At 73.4% G+C, this 14324-nt stretch carries 15 protein-coding genes; 7 read left to right on the forward strand and 8 right to left on the reverse strand.

Features of this window, described 5'->3' with window-relative positions:
• The first annotated feature begins 102 nt into the window (after positions 1–102).
• A complete protein-coding gene (locus UIS43_RS27525; protein WP_013152192.1) occupies positions 103–1074 on the forward strand; it encodes an alpha/beta fold hydrolase in 972 nt (323 codons plus the stop codon).
• Between the two features lie 61 nt (positions 1075–1135).
• Here UIS43_RS27525 and UIS43_RS27530 read toward each other — a convergent pair whose 3' ends face one another.
• The gene (locus tag UIS43_RS27530; protein WP_013152193.1) at positions 1136–2152 is read right to left on the reverse strand and encodes a methyltransferase; all 1017 of its coding nucleotides are present in this window, start codon (positions 2150–2152) and stop codon (positions 1136–1138) included.
• A gap of 195 nt (positions 2153–2347) precedes the next feature.
• Between UIS43_RS27530 and UIS43_RS27535 the strand changes: the two genes are divergently transcribed.
• Genes UIS43_RS27535 through UIS43_RS27545 form a run of 3 tightly spaced genes read left to right on the forward strand, consistent with a single transcriptional unit; the run spans position 2348 to position 3879 of the window.
• Positions 2348–2863 (forward strand): nitroreductase family protein, encoded by a 516-nt coding sequence (locus tag UIS43_RS27535; protein ID WP_210745758.1) that lies wholly within the window; start codon positions 2348–2350, stop codon positions 2861–2863.
• Complete coding sequence (locus tag UIS43_RS27540; RefSeq protein WP_013152195.1) at positions 2844–3161, forward strand: DUF6092 family protein; 318 nt, start codon at positions 2844–2846, stop codon at positions 3159–3161. Before UIS43_RS27535 ends, UIS43_RS27540 begins: the two co-directional genes overlap by 20 nt.
• Positions 3145–3879, forward strand: a complete 735-nt coding sequence (locus UIS43_RS27545; protein WP_071621716.1) for a tRNA-dependent cyclodipeptide synthase — start codon at positions 3145–3147, stop codon at positions 3877–3879. The genes UIS43_RS27540 and UIS43_RS27545 overlap by 17 nt, the downstream gene beginning before the upstream one ends.
• An 85-nt stretch (positions 3880–3964) precedes the next feature.
• Here UIS43_RS27545 and UIS43_RS27550 read toward each other — a convergent pair whose 3' ends face one another.
• The 7 genes from UIS43_RS27550 to UIS43_RS27580 form a co-directional block, all read right to left on the reverse strand.
• Entirely contained in the window at positions 3965–4993 is a 1029-nt protein-coding gene (locus UIS43_RS27550) for a methyltransferase (protein WP_013152197.1), read from the reverse strand.
• A gap of 196 nt (positions 4994–5189) precedes the next feature.
• Complete coding sequence (locus tag UIS43_RS27555) at positions 5190–6047, reverse strand: NAD-dependent protein deacetylase (protein WP_370012091.1); 858 nt, start codon at positions 6045–6047, stop codon at positions 5190–5192.
• A gap of 103 nt (positions 6048–6150) precedes the next feature.
• Positions 6151–6939, reverse strand: a complete 789-nt coding sequence (locus UIS43_RS27560; RefSeq protein WP_013152199.1) for a hypothetical protein — start codon at positions 6937–6939, stop codon at positions 6151–6153.
• 246 nt (positions 6940–7185) lie between these two features.
• The gene (locus UIS43_RS27565) at positions 7186–10566 is read right to left on the reverse strand and encodes a pyruvate carboxylase (RefSeq protein ID WP_370012093.1); all 3381 of its coding nucleotides are present in this window, start codon (positions 10564–10566) and stop codon (positions 7186–7188) included.
• Positions 10567–10815: 249 nt separating this feature from the next.
• A complete protein-coding gene (locus UIS43_RS27570) occupies positions 10816–11403 on the reverse strand; it encodes a DUF488 family protein (RefSeq protein WP_013152201.1) in 588 nt (195 codons plus the stop codon).
• A gap of 4 nt (positions 11404–11407) precedes the next feature.
• Positions 11408–11629, reverse strand: a complete 222-nt coding sequence (locus UIS43_RS27575; protein WP_013152202.1) for a DUF2945 domain-containing protein — start codon at positions 11627–11629, stop codon at positions 11408–11410.
• Between the two features lie 106 nt (positions 11630–11735).
• The gene (locus UIS43_RS27580; protein WP_071621718.1) at positions 11736–12407 is read right to left on the reverse strand and encodes a TetR family transcriptional regulator; all 672 of its coding nucleotides are present in this window, start codon (positions 12405–12407) and stop codon (positions 11736–11738) included.
• Between the two features lie 122 nt (positions 12408–12529).
• On the opposite strand from UIS43_RS27580, the gene UIS43_RS27585 reads away from it, so the two are divergent.
• From UIS43_RS27585 to UIS43_RS27595, 3 genes are all read left to right on the forward strand, one after another.
• Complete coding sequence (locus tag UIS43_RS27585) at positions 12530–13003, forward strand: hemerythrin domain-containing protein (RefSeq protein ID WP_013152204.1); 474 nt, start codon at positions 12530–12532, stop codon at positions 13001–13003.
• Positions 13004–13230: 227 nt separating this feature from the next.
• Entirely contained in the window at positions 13231–13641 is a 411-nt protein-coding gene (locus UIS43_RS27590) for a hypothetical protein (RefSeq protein ID WP_013152205.1), read from the forward strand.
• Positions 13642–13729: 88 nt separating this feature from the next.
• Positions 13730–14302: a suppressor of fused domain protein gene (locus UIS43_RS27595; RefSeq protein ID WP_130397257.1), complete on the forward strand. Its 573-nt coding sequence runs from the start codon at positions 13730–13732 to the stop codon at positions 14300–14302.
• Positions 14303–14324: the final 22 nt, after the last annotated feature.

Here is a 14324-nt window from a genome sequence, read left to right on the forward strand (position 1 = left end):
GGACACGGCCGGCTCCCGCCCCCGAGGGAGCCTGGAGGAGCCGGACCCGCCGGTATAGCGTGGCTGTGCCCCCACCCCTCAGCGACGAGGAGCGCGTACGCCATGAACGTGGAACACAGGGACGTCGAGGTCAACGGAATCCGTCTGCACGTCGCCGAGCAGGGCAGCGGACCGCTCGTCCTGCTCCTGCACGGCTTCCCCGAGAGCTGGTACTCCTGGCGCCACCAGTTCGCCCCGCTGGCCGGGGCCGGGTACCGCGTGGCCGCCCCCGACCAGCGCGGTTACGCCCGAAGCGACCGGCCCGAGGCGGTGGACGCCTACACCCTGCCCCACCTGGTCGGCGACGTCGTCGCCCTCGTCTCCGCGCTGGGGGAGGAGAGCGCGGTCGTGGTCGGCCACGACTGGGGGGCGCCGGTGGCCTGGGCCACCGCCATGATGCGCCCCGACCTGGTCCGCGGCGTGGCGGGCCTGAGCGTTCCGCCCGTTCCGCCCGCCATGATGCCGTCGGTCTCGTCCTCCCGCGCCGTCTACGGCGACGGCTTCTACCAGGCCTACTTCCAGGAGCCGGGCGTCGCCGACGCCGAGTTGGCCGCCGACCCCGCCTCGACCCTGCGCCGCCTCCTGGTCGGGGCCTCCGGCGACGCCCCCTTCGACCAGCCCCGGCTGTGGATCGTGCCCGAGGGCGAGAGCGCGCTGGGCTCCCTGCCCGAACCGGAGGAGCTGCCCTCCTGGCTCACCGAGGAGGACCTGGCCGCTTTCACGGCCGACTACTCCGACCCCGACGCCTTCACCGGTCCGCTCAACTGGTACCGCAACATCGACCGCAACCAGGGGCTCATGTCGCCCTTCCAGGGGCGCGTCATCGACGTGCCCGCGCTGTACGTGGGCGGTGACAAGGACCTGGTCAGGGCCATGCGCGGCGTTCCCGAACTCCTGGAGAACCTGTCGCTGGTCGCACCGGGGCTGCACGCCGGCGTCACCCTGCCCGGTTGCGGCCACTGGACCCAGCAGGAGCGCCCCGAGGAGGTCAACGCGGCCCTGCTGGACTTCCTCGCCGCCGTCCACGGGGGCTGAGCCGTGCCCGTGCGCGCCGGCTCCGGCGCGCACGTCCACGGTGGCGGCACAGGTGCGCCGCTCAGGCGCGCACCCCCTCGACGACGCTGGTCCCGAAGCTGGGCAGGACACGGGTCAACTTCAGTCCGGCCTGCTCGAAGAGGTCGGCGAACTGGGACCTGGTGCGCTGCTTGCCGTCGCAGTGGGCGAGCATGCTCAGGTCCATGAACTTGGCGGTCCGGGCGGGACCCGGGGAGTCGGGCACCACCACCTCCGCGAGCAGGACGCGCCCGTCGCGGGTCATCGCCTCACGGCAGTGGGAGAGGATCCGCGCGGCGTCCTGGTCGCCCCAGTTGTGGATGACGTTCGACAGCAGGTAGGCGTCGCCCCCCTCGGGGACGGAGGAGAGGAAGTCCCCGCTGACGACGCGGCACCGCTCACGGACGCCCTCCAGCACCGGTCCGGCGTGGGCGACCACCTCGGACCGGTCGAAGAGCACGCCGCGCAGACCGGGATGGGCCGACAGCACGATGGCCAGCAGCCTGCCCCGGCCCCCGCCGACGTCCACGAGGGTGTGGTGCGCGCCGAAGTCGTAGCTGCCCGCCACGCCCCGGGTGAGCTGGGCGGAGATGTCGGTCATGCCCTCGTCGAAGACCGCCGCGGTCTCGGGGTGCTCGTCCAGGTAGGCCCAGGCCGTCCGGCCGTGCACCTGCTCGAACACCGAGCGCCCGGTCCGCACCGCTTGGGCCAGGTGGGCCATGGTGGACCGCTCGGCCTGGCTGCCGACCCACCGGGCGTAGCCGCGCATGGAGTCGGCCGCGTCCCCGCGCAGGGCGCGGCCGAGCCCGGTCAGGGCGAAGTGCCGCCGCGGTCCCTCCTCGACGAGGTCGAGGTCGGCGCAGGCGCGCAGGAGGCGGTGGAGGGCGTCGGCGTCGGCGCCGATCCTCTCGGCGATCTCGTCGACGGGCAGGGGTTTGAAGGTCATGGCGTCGGCGACGCCGAGTTCGGCCGCCGCGCTCACGGCGGCCGCCACCCAGCTGGCGGTGATGAGCTCGAACAGTTTCGTGGCCGAAGGACTCGGGGGTGCGGATGCGGACATCGCGGTCCTTTCAGGTGGTGCCCCTCCGGGGGTGCGGAGAGGGGCGGCCAGATGCGCCTATGCGGCATCGATGGAGCCGTATAACAGGGTAAACTACGGAGCGTGCCTAGAAAATCGCATACTGTGGACACAGGTTCGAGCGAGCCGGATGCGAACCGGTGCCTCTCTCAGCGGTCATCACACGCCCTACAGACCCTGACCACCCGCCGTGCCGTACGCGCCTTCGCCGACCGGCCGGTGGACGACTCCCTCCTCGACCCCATGCTGGACGCCATGCTCGCCGCCCCCTCGGCGTCCAACAAGCAGGCGTGGGCCTTCGTCGCCGTCCGCGAGCGGCGGGCGCTGAGGCTGCTGCGCGCCTTCTCCCCTGGAATCATCGAACTCCCGCCCCTGGTCGTGGCGGCCTGCTTCGACCGCTCCCGTGCCGTGGGGGGCTCAGGCAACTCCACGGACTCCGGGGACTCCTGGGACGAGGGCATGCTCTGCGTCGCGATGGCGGTGGAGAACCTCCTCCTGGCGGCCCACTGCCTGGGGCTGGGCGGATGCCCGTCCGGGAGCTTTCGGAGGGGCCCCGTCCGCAGGCTCCTGGGCCTGCCCGACCACCTGGAACCCCTGCTCCTGGTTCCGATCGGGCACCCCGCCCGGCCACTCGCACCCGCACCCCGACGAGACCGGAACGAGGTGGTCAGCCATGAGCGCTGGGGAACCTGAGGTCCGACAGGTCGGCGAGGAACTCCTCCTGCTCGCCGCCTACCTGCTCAGCAGCGGCCGCGGCCTGCTGGACGAGCCACGGCAGTACGGCACGTTCCGCTGCCTGGACGCCGCCCGGCGCGTCCTCGCCCTCGCGGCCGGAACCGGCCCGCACCACCCCGAACTCGACGCCCTGCGCGGTCGGATGGACGACGTCATGTGCGGGCCGATGGGCGACCACGAACTGGACACCCTGCTCGACCAGATGTGCGAGCGGCTGGCAACCGTCCTGGAGGATCCCGATGTCATCTCCGACTGAGTTGGAGCCGCCCCCAGAGCCCGAGGACGCCTTCGACGTCCTGCCCTTCACCGGTTCCTGCCGCCGCGTGTTCGAGCGCGGAGAGCACGCGCTCATCGGGATCAGCGCCGGGAACAGCTACTTCAGCCAGGAGCGGATCGCGCAGCTCCTGCGGTGGGCGCAGCGGCACTTCGCCGAGGTCGACGTGCTCTACGCCGACCTGCACCTGGACACCATGTACATGGCGTCAGGCGGCAGCAGGGAGCACGCGTCGTCGCGGGCGAACAGGGCGCTCAAGGACGTGCGGCGGCGCATCCGGCGCGCCGTGGAGGCGGCCGCCCCAGACGCGGGGAACGTGCGCGTGCGCGCCCTGTCCCAGTGCACGGGCCTGCCCGGCTACCGCGACGTCGCGTACCGCCTCGACCGGGAGCACGCCACCGACCCCAGAGTCCGCCGCGCGTGCGAGGAGCACGTACGGCACGTCATCGGAGCCCAGCCGGACCCGGACGGGGCCAGGTTGCGCGCCGGGCTGGCCTACCTGCGCGCCGAACTGCCCCTTCTGCTCAGTACCCCGAGGGTGTTGGGGTTGCCCTCCTCGGTGTGCTGCTACCACGCCCTGATGCCGATCCTGTCCAGGTTGCGCGGTGCCACCTCCTGCTTCCACCCGGGGCAGGGCCACGTCATCCTCCGCCCGGTCGGTCGGCATCTGGCCTCCCCGGAGACGGTGGGATCCCCGTGACCGCCGCGCGGTGGCGCCCCGAACGGGAGCGCCACCGCGCGGAGCGGTTCCGAGCGGGGCGTGCTCCCGGGCGGGGCGGGGCCCGCTACGCGCGGCGGACGTCCATGACCGACTCCCCGTCCTCGACCCGGTGCACGGCGTGCAGCGCGAGGTCGGCCTCGGCGAACAGTTCCCGGTACTCCTCCGCCGTGCGCAGCGGGGCGCCGTAGAGCACGAGCATGTACACGCTCATCGCCTGGAGGAAGGGGGTGGCGCCCTCCCGCTGCGGAAGGTGCCCGACGATCAGCAGCCGGGACCGCTCACCCATCGCCGCGCGGACGTTGCGCAGGATCCGTACCGCCTCCGGCCGGGGCCAGTTCTGCATCACCCGCGCCATCAGGTAGACGTCCGCGCCCGTCGGCACCCCGTCGAAGAAGCTGCCCCCCACCACGGCGCACCGGTCCGCCACGCCCCGCTCCCGCAGCAGCGGCCCGGCCTCGGACACCACGTGCGGAAGGTCGAACAGCACCCCCTCCATGCGCGGGTGGTGCCGCAGGAGGGCGGCCAGCAGCGAGCCCTGGCCGCCCCCGAGGTCCGCCACGCGTTCGGTCCCGGACAGGTCCGCGTTCTCCAGCAGGGTGTCGGCGGCCACGGACGTGTCCATCGCCCTGTGGAACAGGGCCGCGGCCTCCTCCTGCTCCTCCAGGTAGGCGAACAGCGGGTGGCCGGTGTGCGCCTCGAAGGCGGTACGGCCGGAACGCAGCGCCTGCGGCAGGCAGGTCCACGCCTGGAGGAAGGCGCCGTGCGTGCACATGCGGAAGAGGCCGTACAGGCCGCTGGGGTCCCCGGCGCGCAGATGCTGGCCCGCCGCGGTCAGGGCGAACGACCCGGGCGCCGGCTCCGAGAGCAGCCCGCTCACCGTCCCGGCCCGCAGCACCGCCGCCAGGGACCGTTCGGGGACCCCGGCGCGGCGGGCCAGGTCCGCCACCGGACGCGGCCCCTCGGCCAGATCCTCCACCACGTCCAGTTCGACCATCGCGACGACGGCGTGCATGAGCATCGCCGACGACACCAGTCGGTTCAGCGGCAGGTCTGTGCGCACCGCGCGTACAGCGGTCTCGTCCGTCACACCCACAGTCGGTCCTCCCCGGGGGACGTCGTTATCGGGGCCGACGCGGCGTCCCTCCCGGGACGCGGCGCCGACCTCCCAAGACTACGGGGAGTACGCGGATCTGTTCTCCGGGTTGTGGAAAACGGGCCGGAACGGGAACGGCCCCCTCCGCGGCCGGGGCGCGGCGGCGAGGGCCGCGGGCCGGGGGCCGGCGGCCCGATCAGACGGAGGCGGCGCCCTCGGCCTCGTAGGCGCGTACCAGGGCGATGAGCACCTCGGAGCAGCCCGCGTCGACGGTGAGCGCGGCGACGTCGTCGGCGCGGGTGGCGCCCCGGTTGAGGATCACCACCGGCTTGCCCTGCTCGACGGCGCGCTTGACGTAGCGCCGCCCCGAGAAGACGGTCAGGGACGACCCCGCCACCAGCAGCGCCCGCGCGCCGTCCACCATCGCGTAACCCGCCAGCACGCGCGCCTTGGGCACGTTCTCGCCGAAGTAGACGATGTCGGGTTTGAGCACGCCGCCGCAGCCCTCGCAGTCGGCCACGCGGAACCCCTCGGTGGAGGCCAGGACCGCGTCGGCGTCGGGGGCGATCTCCACGTCGGGGACCCCGTCGGCGAAGTCGGGGTTGAGCGCGCTCAGGCGCGCGGCCAGGCTCTCGCGGGAGGTCACGGACGAGCAGGCCAGGCAGACGACGCGGTCGTAGCGGCCGTGCAGGTCGATCACCCGCCTGCTGCCCGCCGCCCCGTGCAGGGTGTCCACGTTCTGGGTGATGACGCCCGCCAGGGCGCCGCCCGCCTCCAGCGCGGCCAGCGCGCGGTGGCCGTCGTTGGGGCGGGTCCGGTGCACGTGGCGCCAGCCCACGTGGTTGCGGGCCCAGTAGTGGCGTCGGAAGGCGGCGTCGCCGACGAACTGCTGGTAGGTCATGGGCTTGCGCGGGGGTGAGTCAGGGCCGCGGTAGTCGGGGATGCCCGAGTCCGTGGACAGGCCCGCGCCGGTCAGCGCTACCACCGGGCCCGAGCCGAGGACCTCGCGCATCCGGGCCGCCAGGGCCGCCGGGTCGTCGAGCGTGTTCCTCACGCCTTCGAGGGTACGCGGCGCCCCGGTGTGGGCACCGTCACCTTCGCCGGGCCCGGTCGCCGTCCCGCCGGTCACCCCCCGGCGCGGCTCCGGCCCCGCCGTGTCAGGCGGCGCGCTCCAGCTTCTCCACGGCGCGGGACAGGATCTCCTCGAACTCCTCCTCCATCAGGGCGTCCCTCTCCCTGTCCACCTGAGCCCGGTGGGCGTCCCGGCACTCCTCACTGAAGTCGTCTTCCCGGCACGCCTCCATGAGCTCCGTGGACGACACGTCCGAGTAGCCGCTCGTGCGCATCCCCACGAGGACGAAGTACACCTCCCCGACCTGGCCCCACGCGGTCCTCGCCGCCATGTGCGAGCGCTCGCCGTACAGGGTCACGGAGAACATGCCCCCGCCCTCGGGAAGGGCGGGCGAGTCCCTGGAGACGAGCGCGCCCTCGACTCCGCCGTTCGCGGACACGCTCATCCTGGAGCAGGTGTCCAACAGGTGCCCGAACCCGGTGCCCTCGACCGGGGCGTCGCCGAAGTCCCCCGAGACCAGGACGTAGCCGTAGACGGCCGAGCCCTCCGCGGAGCCGGGCGGGGTCGCGATCTGCGCCGCCCCCTCGACGGCACCCGCGGGCAGCCGCCCGGTGCCACCGTTGAGGACGGCGGCGCACTCGGCCGGTTCCACGTCACCGAAGTCGTCGGCGCCCGCCTCGCCGCTGAAATCCACCCCCTGGATCTCGTCGACGTCCAGATCGTCCACGTCGAACCCGTCGGGGTAGGCGTTCGGGGAGGGCAGCAGGGCCTCCAGGCGCGGGCTGTCCCGGAGGTCGAGCTGGGGGCCGCAGCCGGTGGTCAGGACCAGGGCGGCGAGGAGGGGCAGGGCGCCGTGGCGGTACAGGGGAGCCAAAGGGGGAGCCTTCGTTTTCGTGTCGGCGGTTTACCGACACGTTCCGACGCCGCCGGGCCACGCGCGGTTCCGCCCTCCCGTGGCCGGATCCGGCCCGGTCCTCGCCCGGTGCGGAGGAACCCCCGCCCGAGCCCCCCGGACGGACCCCGCCGGAGCCGTCCTCTCCCCGCCGGGACCCCGGCCGGGAAAAGGGCCCGGCGGGCACCCGTAGGCGCCCGCCGGGCCCGAACGGACCGGACGTCCGGCTCAGCCGAGGCAGACCAGCAGGTCGCCGCCCTCCACCTTCTGCACCCGGTCGACCGCCACCCGCGTGACCGTCCCCGACACGGGCGCGGTGATCGCGGCCTCCATCTTCATCGCCTCGATGGTGGCCACCGTCGCACCGGCCTCCACCGCCTCGCCCTCGGCGACCGTCAGGGTCACCGCGCCCGCGAAGGGCGCCGCGACCTGGCCGGGGTCGCTGCGGTCCGCCTTCTCGGCGGACCGCACCTGCGAGGCCAGGGCCCGGTCGCGGATCTGGAGCGGGCGCAGCTGGTCGTTGAGCGTGGCCATCACCGTGCGCACGCCGCGCTCGTCGGCCTCGCCCACCGCTTCCAGCTGGATGAGCAGCCGCACGCCCGGCGACAGGTCCACCGCGTACTCCTCGCCCGCGCGCAGGCCGTAGAAGAAGTCCGCGCTGGAGAGCACGCTGGTGTCGCCGTAGGCCGCCCGGTGCTCCTCGAACTCCCGCGTCGGACCGGGGAAGAGCAGCCGGTTGAGCGTGGCCCGCCGGTCCTCGGCCAGTCCCGCGCGGTCCTGCTCGCTCAGCTCCTGAGCGGGCCGCGCCTCGGAGCGCCCCTGGAGCGCCCGCGTGCGGAGGGGCTCGGGCCACCCGCCGGGCGGGACGCCCAGCTCACCGCGCAGGAACCCCACCACCGAGTCCGGGACGTCGAAGCGCCCGGGGTCGGCCTCGAAGTCGGCCGGGGAGACCCCCGCGCCGACCAGGTGCAGCGCCAGGTCGCCCACGACCTTGGAGGAGGGGGTGACCTTCACCAGGTGCCCGAGCATCCGGTCGGCGGCGCCGTACATCGCCTCGATCTCCTCGAAGTGCTCGCCCAGCCCCAGCGCGACCGCCTGCGTGCGCAGGTTGGACAGCTGCCCGCCCGGGATCTCGTGGTGGTACACCCGGCCCGTGGGCGAGGACAGCCCGGCCTCGAAGGGCGCGTAGACCCGGCGCACCGCCTCCCAGTACGGCTCCAGTTCGTTGACCGCGTCCAGGCTCAGGCCCGTGGAGTGCTCGGAGTGGTCGAAGGCGGCCACGATCGCCGACAGCGACGGCTGCGAGGTGGTGCCCGCCATCGACGCCACCGCGCCGTCCACGGCGTCCGCCCCGGCGTTGACCGCCGCCAGGTAGGTGGCCAGCTGCCCGCCCGGGGTGTCGTGGGTGTGCACGTGCACCGGCAGGTCGAACTCGCTGCGCAGCGCCGTGACCAGCTTCGCCGCGGCCGGAGCGCGCAGCAGACCGGCCATGTCCTTGATCGCGAGCACGTGCGCGCCCGCGTCCACGATCCGCTCGGCCAGTTTGAGGTAGTAGTCCAGCGTGTAGAGCTTCTCGCCGGGGTCGGACAGGTCCGAGGTGTAGCACAGTGCCACCTCGGCCACCGAGGTCCCGGTCGCGCGCACGGCCTCGATGGCCGGGCGCATCTGCTCGACGTCGTTGAGCGCGTCGAAGATCCGGAAGACGTCCACGCCCGTCTCGGCGGCCTCGCGCACGAACGCGTCGGTCACCTCGGTCGGGTAGGGGGTGTACCCCACCGTGTTGCGCCCGCGCAGCAGCATCTGGAGGCAGATGTTGGGCACCGCCTCGCGCAGCGCCGCCAGCCGCTCCCAGGGGTCCTCGGCCAGGAAGCGCAGCGCCACGTCGTAGGTGGCGCCGCCCCAGCACTCCAGGGACAGCAGCTCGGGCAGCGTGTGCGCGACCGCGGGCGCCGCGGCCAGCAGGTCGTGGGTGCGCACCCGGGTGGCCAGCAGCGACTGGTGCGCGTCGCGGAAGGTGGTGTCGGTGACGCCCAGGTTCGGCGACTCGCGCAGCCACCGCGCGAACCCCTCAGGGCCCAGTTCGGCCAGGCGCTGGCGCGAACCCGGGGGCGGCGGTCCGGCGGGCTCGGGCAGCGGCGGCAGCTTGGTGGCGGGGTCCACCAGCTGGGGGCGCTCCCCGTGCGGCTTGTTCACCGTGACGTCGGCCAGGTAGGTGAGCAGGCGCGTGCCGCGGTCGGCGGAGGGCCGCGCGGTCAGCAGGTGCGGGCGCTCCTCGATGAAGGAGGTGGTGATCCGCCCCGCCTGGAAGTCGGGGTCGTCCAGCACCGCCTGGAGGAAGGGGATGTTGGTGGCGATGCTGCGGATGCGGAACTCGGCCACGGCCCGGCGCGCCCGGCTGACCGCGGTGGCCAGGTCGCGGCCCCGGCAGGTGAGCTTGACCAGCAGCGAGTCGAAGTGCGGGCTGATCTCGGTGCCCGCCGCGGAGGTGCCGCCGTCCAGGCGGATGCCCGAGCCGCCGGGGGAGCGGTAGGCGCTGATGGTCCCGGTGTCGGGACGGAAGCCGTTGGCGGGGTCCTCGGTGGTGATGCGGCACTGGAGCGCCGCGCCGCGCACGTAGACGCCCTCCTGGGAGATGCCCAGGTCGGACAGGGTCTCGCCGGAGGCGATCCGCAGCTGGGACTGCACCAGGTCCACGTCGGTGATCTCCTCGGTCACCGTGTGCTCGACCTGGATGCGCGGGTTCATCTCGATGAAGACGTGGCTGCCGTCCGCGCCGACCAGGAACTCGACCGTGCCCGCGTTGCGGTAGCCGATCCGGCGGGCGAAGCGCACCGCGTCCGCGCAGATGCGGTCGCGCAGGTCCGGGTCGAGGTTGGGCGCGGGGGCCAGCTCGATGACCTTCTGGTGGCGCCGCTGGAGGGAGCAGTCGCGCTCGTAGAGGTGCACGACGCCGCCCTCGCCGTCGGCGAGGATCTGCACCTCGATGTGGCGGGGGTCGACCACGGCGCGCTCCAGGAACACGGTGGCGTCGCCGAACGCGGCGGAGGCCTCGCGCATGGCCGCCTCCACCGCCTCGCGCAGCCGCTCGGGCTCCTGGACGCGGCGCATGCCCCGCCCGCCCCCTCCGGCCACGGCCTTGACGAAGAGCGGGAAGCCGATCCGCTCCGCGGCGGCCACCAGGGCCTCCACGTCGTCGGAGGGCTCGCTGGACTCCAGGACGGGCACGCCCGCCTCCCGGGCGGCGGCCACGGCACTGGCCTTGTTGCCGGTCAGTTCCAGCACGTCGGCGGGCGGGCCCACGAAGGTGATCCCGGCGCGCTCGCACGCGCGGGCCAGCTCGGGGTTCTCCGACAGGAAGCCGTAGCCGGGGTAGACGGCGTCGGCCCCGGCCCGGCGGGCGGCGCCCACGATCTCGTCCACGGACAGGTAGGCGCGCACCGGGTGGCCGGGCTCGCCGATCTGGTAGGCCTCGTCGGCCTTGAGCCGGTGCAGGGAGCCGCGGTCCTCGTGGGGGAAGACGGCGACGGTGCGGGCGCCCAACTCGTAACCGGCGCGCAGCGCGCGGATGGCGATCTCGCCCCGGTTGGCCACGAGCACTTTGCGGAACATGGCGCACTCCTCCTGGTCGGTCAGGCGTGGTGCCGTGGGCGCAAGAACCGGCACCGTCGCCGGGGGCCCGCGGCCGGGTGGAACACCCGTACGTTAACCAGAAGAGGGTTCGGCGCGACCCACCGGGGCCGTCCTTCGCGCCGAGTACGGCTTCCGGCGGGCGTTTCGTGGCGTCGGCGTGTCGCGCGGGGCGGGGTGCGACGAACCCCGGCGGGTGTCGCGGGCTGTCTTCCCCGGGCCGGGCTCGCGTCACACCCGGGGGGACCCGTCCTCCCGGGCGTCCCCGCCGCCGTCCGCGTCCGAGGGCCGCACCGGGTAGGTGACGGTGCGGTCGGTGTGCACGACGGCCCCCGGAGTGAGCCGGGCGGCGTCCACGCGGTGGGCGGCCATGACGTGGAGGACCTCGTGGCCGCGGGCGAGCAGGTGGTCGGCGATGATGCGCCGGTGGCAGCGCCACCACACCGCCTCCGAGCACATCACGGCGGCGCGGTGGTCCTCGCCCGCCTCGCGCAGCCGGGCGAGCCCCGAGCCGAACTCGTCGGAGAGCCCGTGGTCGGCGTAGTTGTGGAAACTGCGGTTGCGCCAGAACCCGTTGACCTCGGGGGCCACGTCCCTGGCGACCGGGCGCCGACCGCCGAGTTCCGCGACGCGCGAGTAACGTATGCCGACGCCGAGCAGGGACTCGGAGAGGACGTCCCCGTCGAACTGCGGGTTGCGGCGCGACCCCGGGAGCCTGCGCACGTCGACCACCACGTGCACGCCGTTCTCGTGCAACAGCGCGGCGAACTCCTCGAACGTGCGGTCGGAGTGGCCGACGGTGAGGAACGGCGGAGCCATCCGGCTAGCCGTCGCCGGACACGCGGGTCAGGGCCCCGTCCTTGTGCGCCGCGACGTGGTCGGTCTTGTCGCTCCTGATCTCGTACTGCGGCTCGTCCTCGGAGGCGCGGCGAGTACGGCCCCTGAACTCGAAGTCGCTGGTGTGGACCCTCGTGATCGTGCCGGACACCCGTCCGGCCTCGGAGTTCCAGCTGACATGGTCACCGACGTCGAAACGGCGTGTCATCGCGTACACCCTCCTCCGGTCGTGGCGGAACGGCGTCTGGTGGACGGATCCTCGCCTACCCCGGACGGCCTCGGTGTATGCGGGCGGGGCCCCGGCGCCCACCGGTTCAGTCGAAGGGCGCGAGCGTGTCCGGTGACAGCGTCAGCGCGCAGGGCAGGGCGTCGAAGGCGGCGGTGACCTCGGCGAGGAGCGTCGCGGCGTCGCCGGTGCGGTCGCTGCGCCGGTAGGCACGGACCCAGTTCATGCTCCCGTAGCGCACCGCGGCCAGGGCCATCTCACTGACCAGCCGCAGCCGCACGTCCGCCCGGCTGTCGGTGCCGGTCTCCTCCTCCAGCAGTTCGGTCAGCCGCACCCGGAGGGCCTGGACGGAGCCAGCGTGGTGCGCGTTCAGCACCGGATTGCGGGCGACCAGTTTCCGGGTGGCCAGGTAGCGCTCGGTCCAGTCGCCTGGCAGGCCGCGCACCGCGTTCGCGTAGCAGTCGCGCAGGAGGGGCAGGACGGGGCCGGTGACGCTCATGCGCTCCACCTCGGCGGCGTAGGCCTCCCACAGTTCGCCCTCGGCGGCCAGGGCGACCTCCTCCTTGGAGGAGTAGTAGCGGAAGAAGGTGCGCACCGACACCTCGGCCGTGGCCACCAGGTCGTCCAGCGTGGTCTGGTCGAAGCCCCGCTCCAGGAACATCCGAAGCGCGGTGTCGGCGAGCACCCGCCGCGTGCGCAGCTTCTTGCGTTCGCGCAGGGGGAGTGCGGACTCCTCGTCGTGGAAGGGCTCGGCGGTCATCGGGCCAGGATACGGCGGTCTCTCCGGGGCCGGGAAAAACCCGTTGCCTGATGTGCCAGTCACTAGCAGTATGCCATCACTGGCATTTTTCGGATGCCTTCCCCTCCACCGAGAGAGAGCACATGAGCGACCGGACCGCCGCCCCCGTCCCCGAGGGACAGCGCATCGAGGCGCTGGGCGACCAGCTCGTCAAGATCCACGACATGCTGCGGGGCGAACTCGCCTCGCTGCGCCGCGACCTCGCCGGGGGAGGCGCCCCCTCCGGGGTCCCGGCGCCCCTGGACGAGCAGCTGCGCAAGAAGTGCCTGTCCTTCTGCGACTTCCTGCACGGCCACCACACCGCCGAGGACAAGGGCATGCTGCCCGGACTGGCCAGGAGCCACCCCGGGCTCGCGCCCGTCCTGGAGCGCCTGACCCGGGAGCACGTGCTCGTCAGCCGGTCGCTGGACCGCATCCGCGCGCTCCTGGAGGGCGGGGAGGCGGCCGGGCTCCGGGACGAGGTCGAGCGCCTGGCCGCCGAGGTGGAGGCGCACCTGGACTACGAGGAGCGCCAGATCGTGGAGGCGCTGAACTCCTACGGCCCCGTCACGCTCTGAGAACCGCCCCGTCGCGCGATGCGGGGTCGGCCGCGTCCCCGCCGACCCGTGCGCGCACCCGCGGGGCCGGCCCCGGATCGGCCTCCGCCGGAGCCGGGTCTGGTCTTCCCACCAGAACGGGGCGCTCACGGCCCACCCAGCAGAGGGAGACCGCTGGTGAGGAACACGGTACGGGTACCCCCCGGCTGAGGACGACCCTGTGGGCGCTGCGGTGGCTGATCGCGCTCGTGGTCCACTTCGCGGTCCTGACGGCCCTGCTGATGGGGTGGGCGACGGTCTTCCCGCACCTGCACTACGGGACCATGATGCTGACCCTGGCCGCCGGGTTCCTCTACGCGCCCCTGCGCCTCCTGGGCCTGGTCGTACCGCTGTGCGCGGCGGGCGCGTACATGGCCGACACGCGCGGCGGCAGCCGGGTGGGGTGGTCGCTGCTGCTGGCGGTGGCGCCGCTGCTTCTCGGGGCCGTGGTCCTGCCGTTCCTCGTGCCCCTGGAGTGGGCGGTCTACATCATGTACTTCGCGACCGGGACGCTGCTCAGCGTGACGGCCGTCCACTCGGCTCTGCCCAACCGCTCCGGCCGGGACCCGAAGGAACCATCGGAGGACGAGGACGCCCGCGACGCGGCCGGAAAGCCGTAGTCTGGCCGTTCCAGATGTCCGTATACCGGGTGCTTCGGGAGGGCGACGCCCCCCCGGCGACCGGAGGCACAGCGAGGGGTCGGGTTCCTTGGCGACCGGGGAGGACGCGCGGATCGCCGCGCTGGAGCGGCACGTTCGGGAGTTCTGGCGGGGGCACGCCGTGGAGCCCGTCACCTGGGAGGACAACCCCGTCCTCGACCTGGTTCCCGGCTTCGCCACCTACCGGGTGGCGCCCAGGAACGAGGGCGAGGGCTGGACCTACGTGACGGTCGGCTCGTCCGTCCACGAGGCCGGGGGCGGCACCGAGTTCTTCCTCGTGGCGCCGACCGCGGAGCGGGCCCACGCCGAGACCCTGGGCATGGTGAGCCACCTGCACTCCTTCGAGGAGTACCGCCTCGACGTCGGTTCCGTCATCGACCTCGGCGGCCCCTGGACGGACGGCTCCCGCATGGACCACCTGCTGGTGAGCCCGCCCTATCCGTACGGACCCGCGTTGGAGTGGGCGCCCGAGGAGGCCGGGGGAGCGCGGTTCCTGTGGTTGCTGCCGATCCACCGCAGTGAGGCGGCCCTCATCGGAACCGAGTCGCTCGACGCCTTCGAGGAACTCCTGGAGGCGGAGGGCGTCAACGTCCTGGACCTGGACCGCCCTCCTCTCTTCTGAACGCCTTCGAGAAGCGCGAGGA

The sequence above is a fragment of the Nocardiopsis sp. LDBS0036 genome (genome assembly GCF_041228755.1).
In the GTDB taxonomy this organism is placed as follows: Bacteria; Actinomycetota; Actinomycetes; order Streptosporangiales; family Streptosporangiaceae; genus Nocardiopsis; species Nocardiopsis dassonvillei.

Coding starts and splice junctions, on each gene's coding strand:
- UIS43_RS27580 (WP_071621718.1), bottom strand. CDS start 12,407: ATGACCGCCGAGCCCTTCCACGACGAGGAGTCCGCACTCCCCCTGCGC.
- UIS43_RS27570 (WP_013152201.1), bottom strand. CDS start 11,403: ATGGCTCCGCCGTTCCTCACCGTCGGCCACTCCGACCGCACGTTCGAG.
- UIS43_RS27525 (WP_013152192.1), top strand. CDS start 103: ATGAACGTGGAACACAGGGACGTCGAGGTCAACGGAATCCGTCTGCAC.
- UIS43_RS27530 (WP_013152193.1), bottom strand. CDS start 2,152: ATGTCCGCATCCGCACCCCCGAGTCCTTCGGCCACGAAACTGTTCGAG.
- UIS43_RS27545 (WP_071621716.1), top strand. CDS start 3,145: ATGTCATCTCCGACTGAGTTGGAGCCGCCCCCAGAGCCCGAGGACGCC.
- UIS43_RS27575 (WP_013152202.1), bottom strand. CDS start 11,629: ATGACACGCCGTTTCGACGTCGGTGACCATGTCAGCTGGAACTCCGAG.
- UIS43_RS27585 (WP_013152204.1), top strand. CDS start 12,530: ATGAGCGACCGGACCGCCGCCCCCGTCCCCGAGGGACAGCGCATCGAG.
- UIS43_RS27565 (WP_370012093.1), bottom strand. CDS start 10,566: ATGTTCCGCAAAGTGCTCGTGGCCAACCGGGGCGAGATCGCCATCCGC.
- UIS43_RS27540 (WP_013152195.1), top strand. CDS start 2,844: ATGAGCGCTGGGGAACCTGAGGTCCGACAGGTCGGCGAGGAACTCCTC.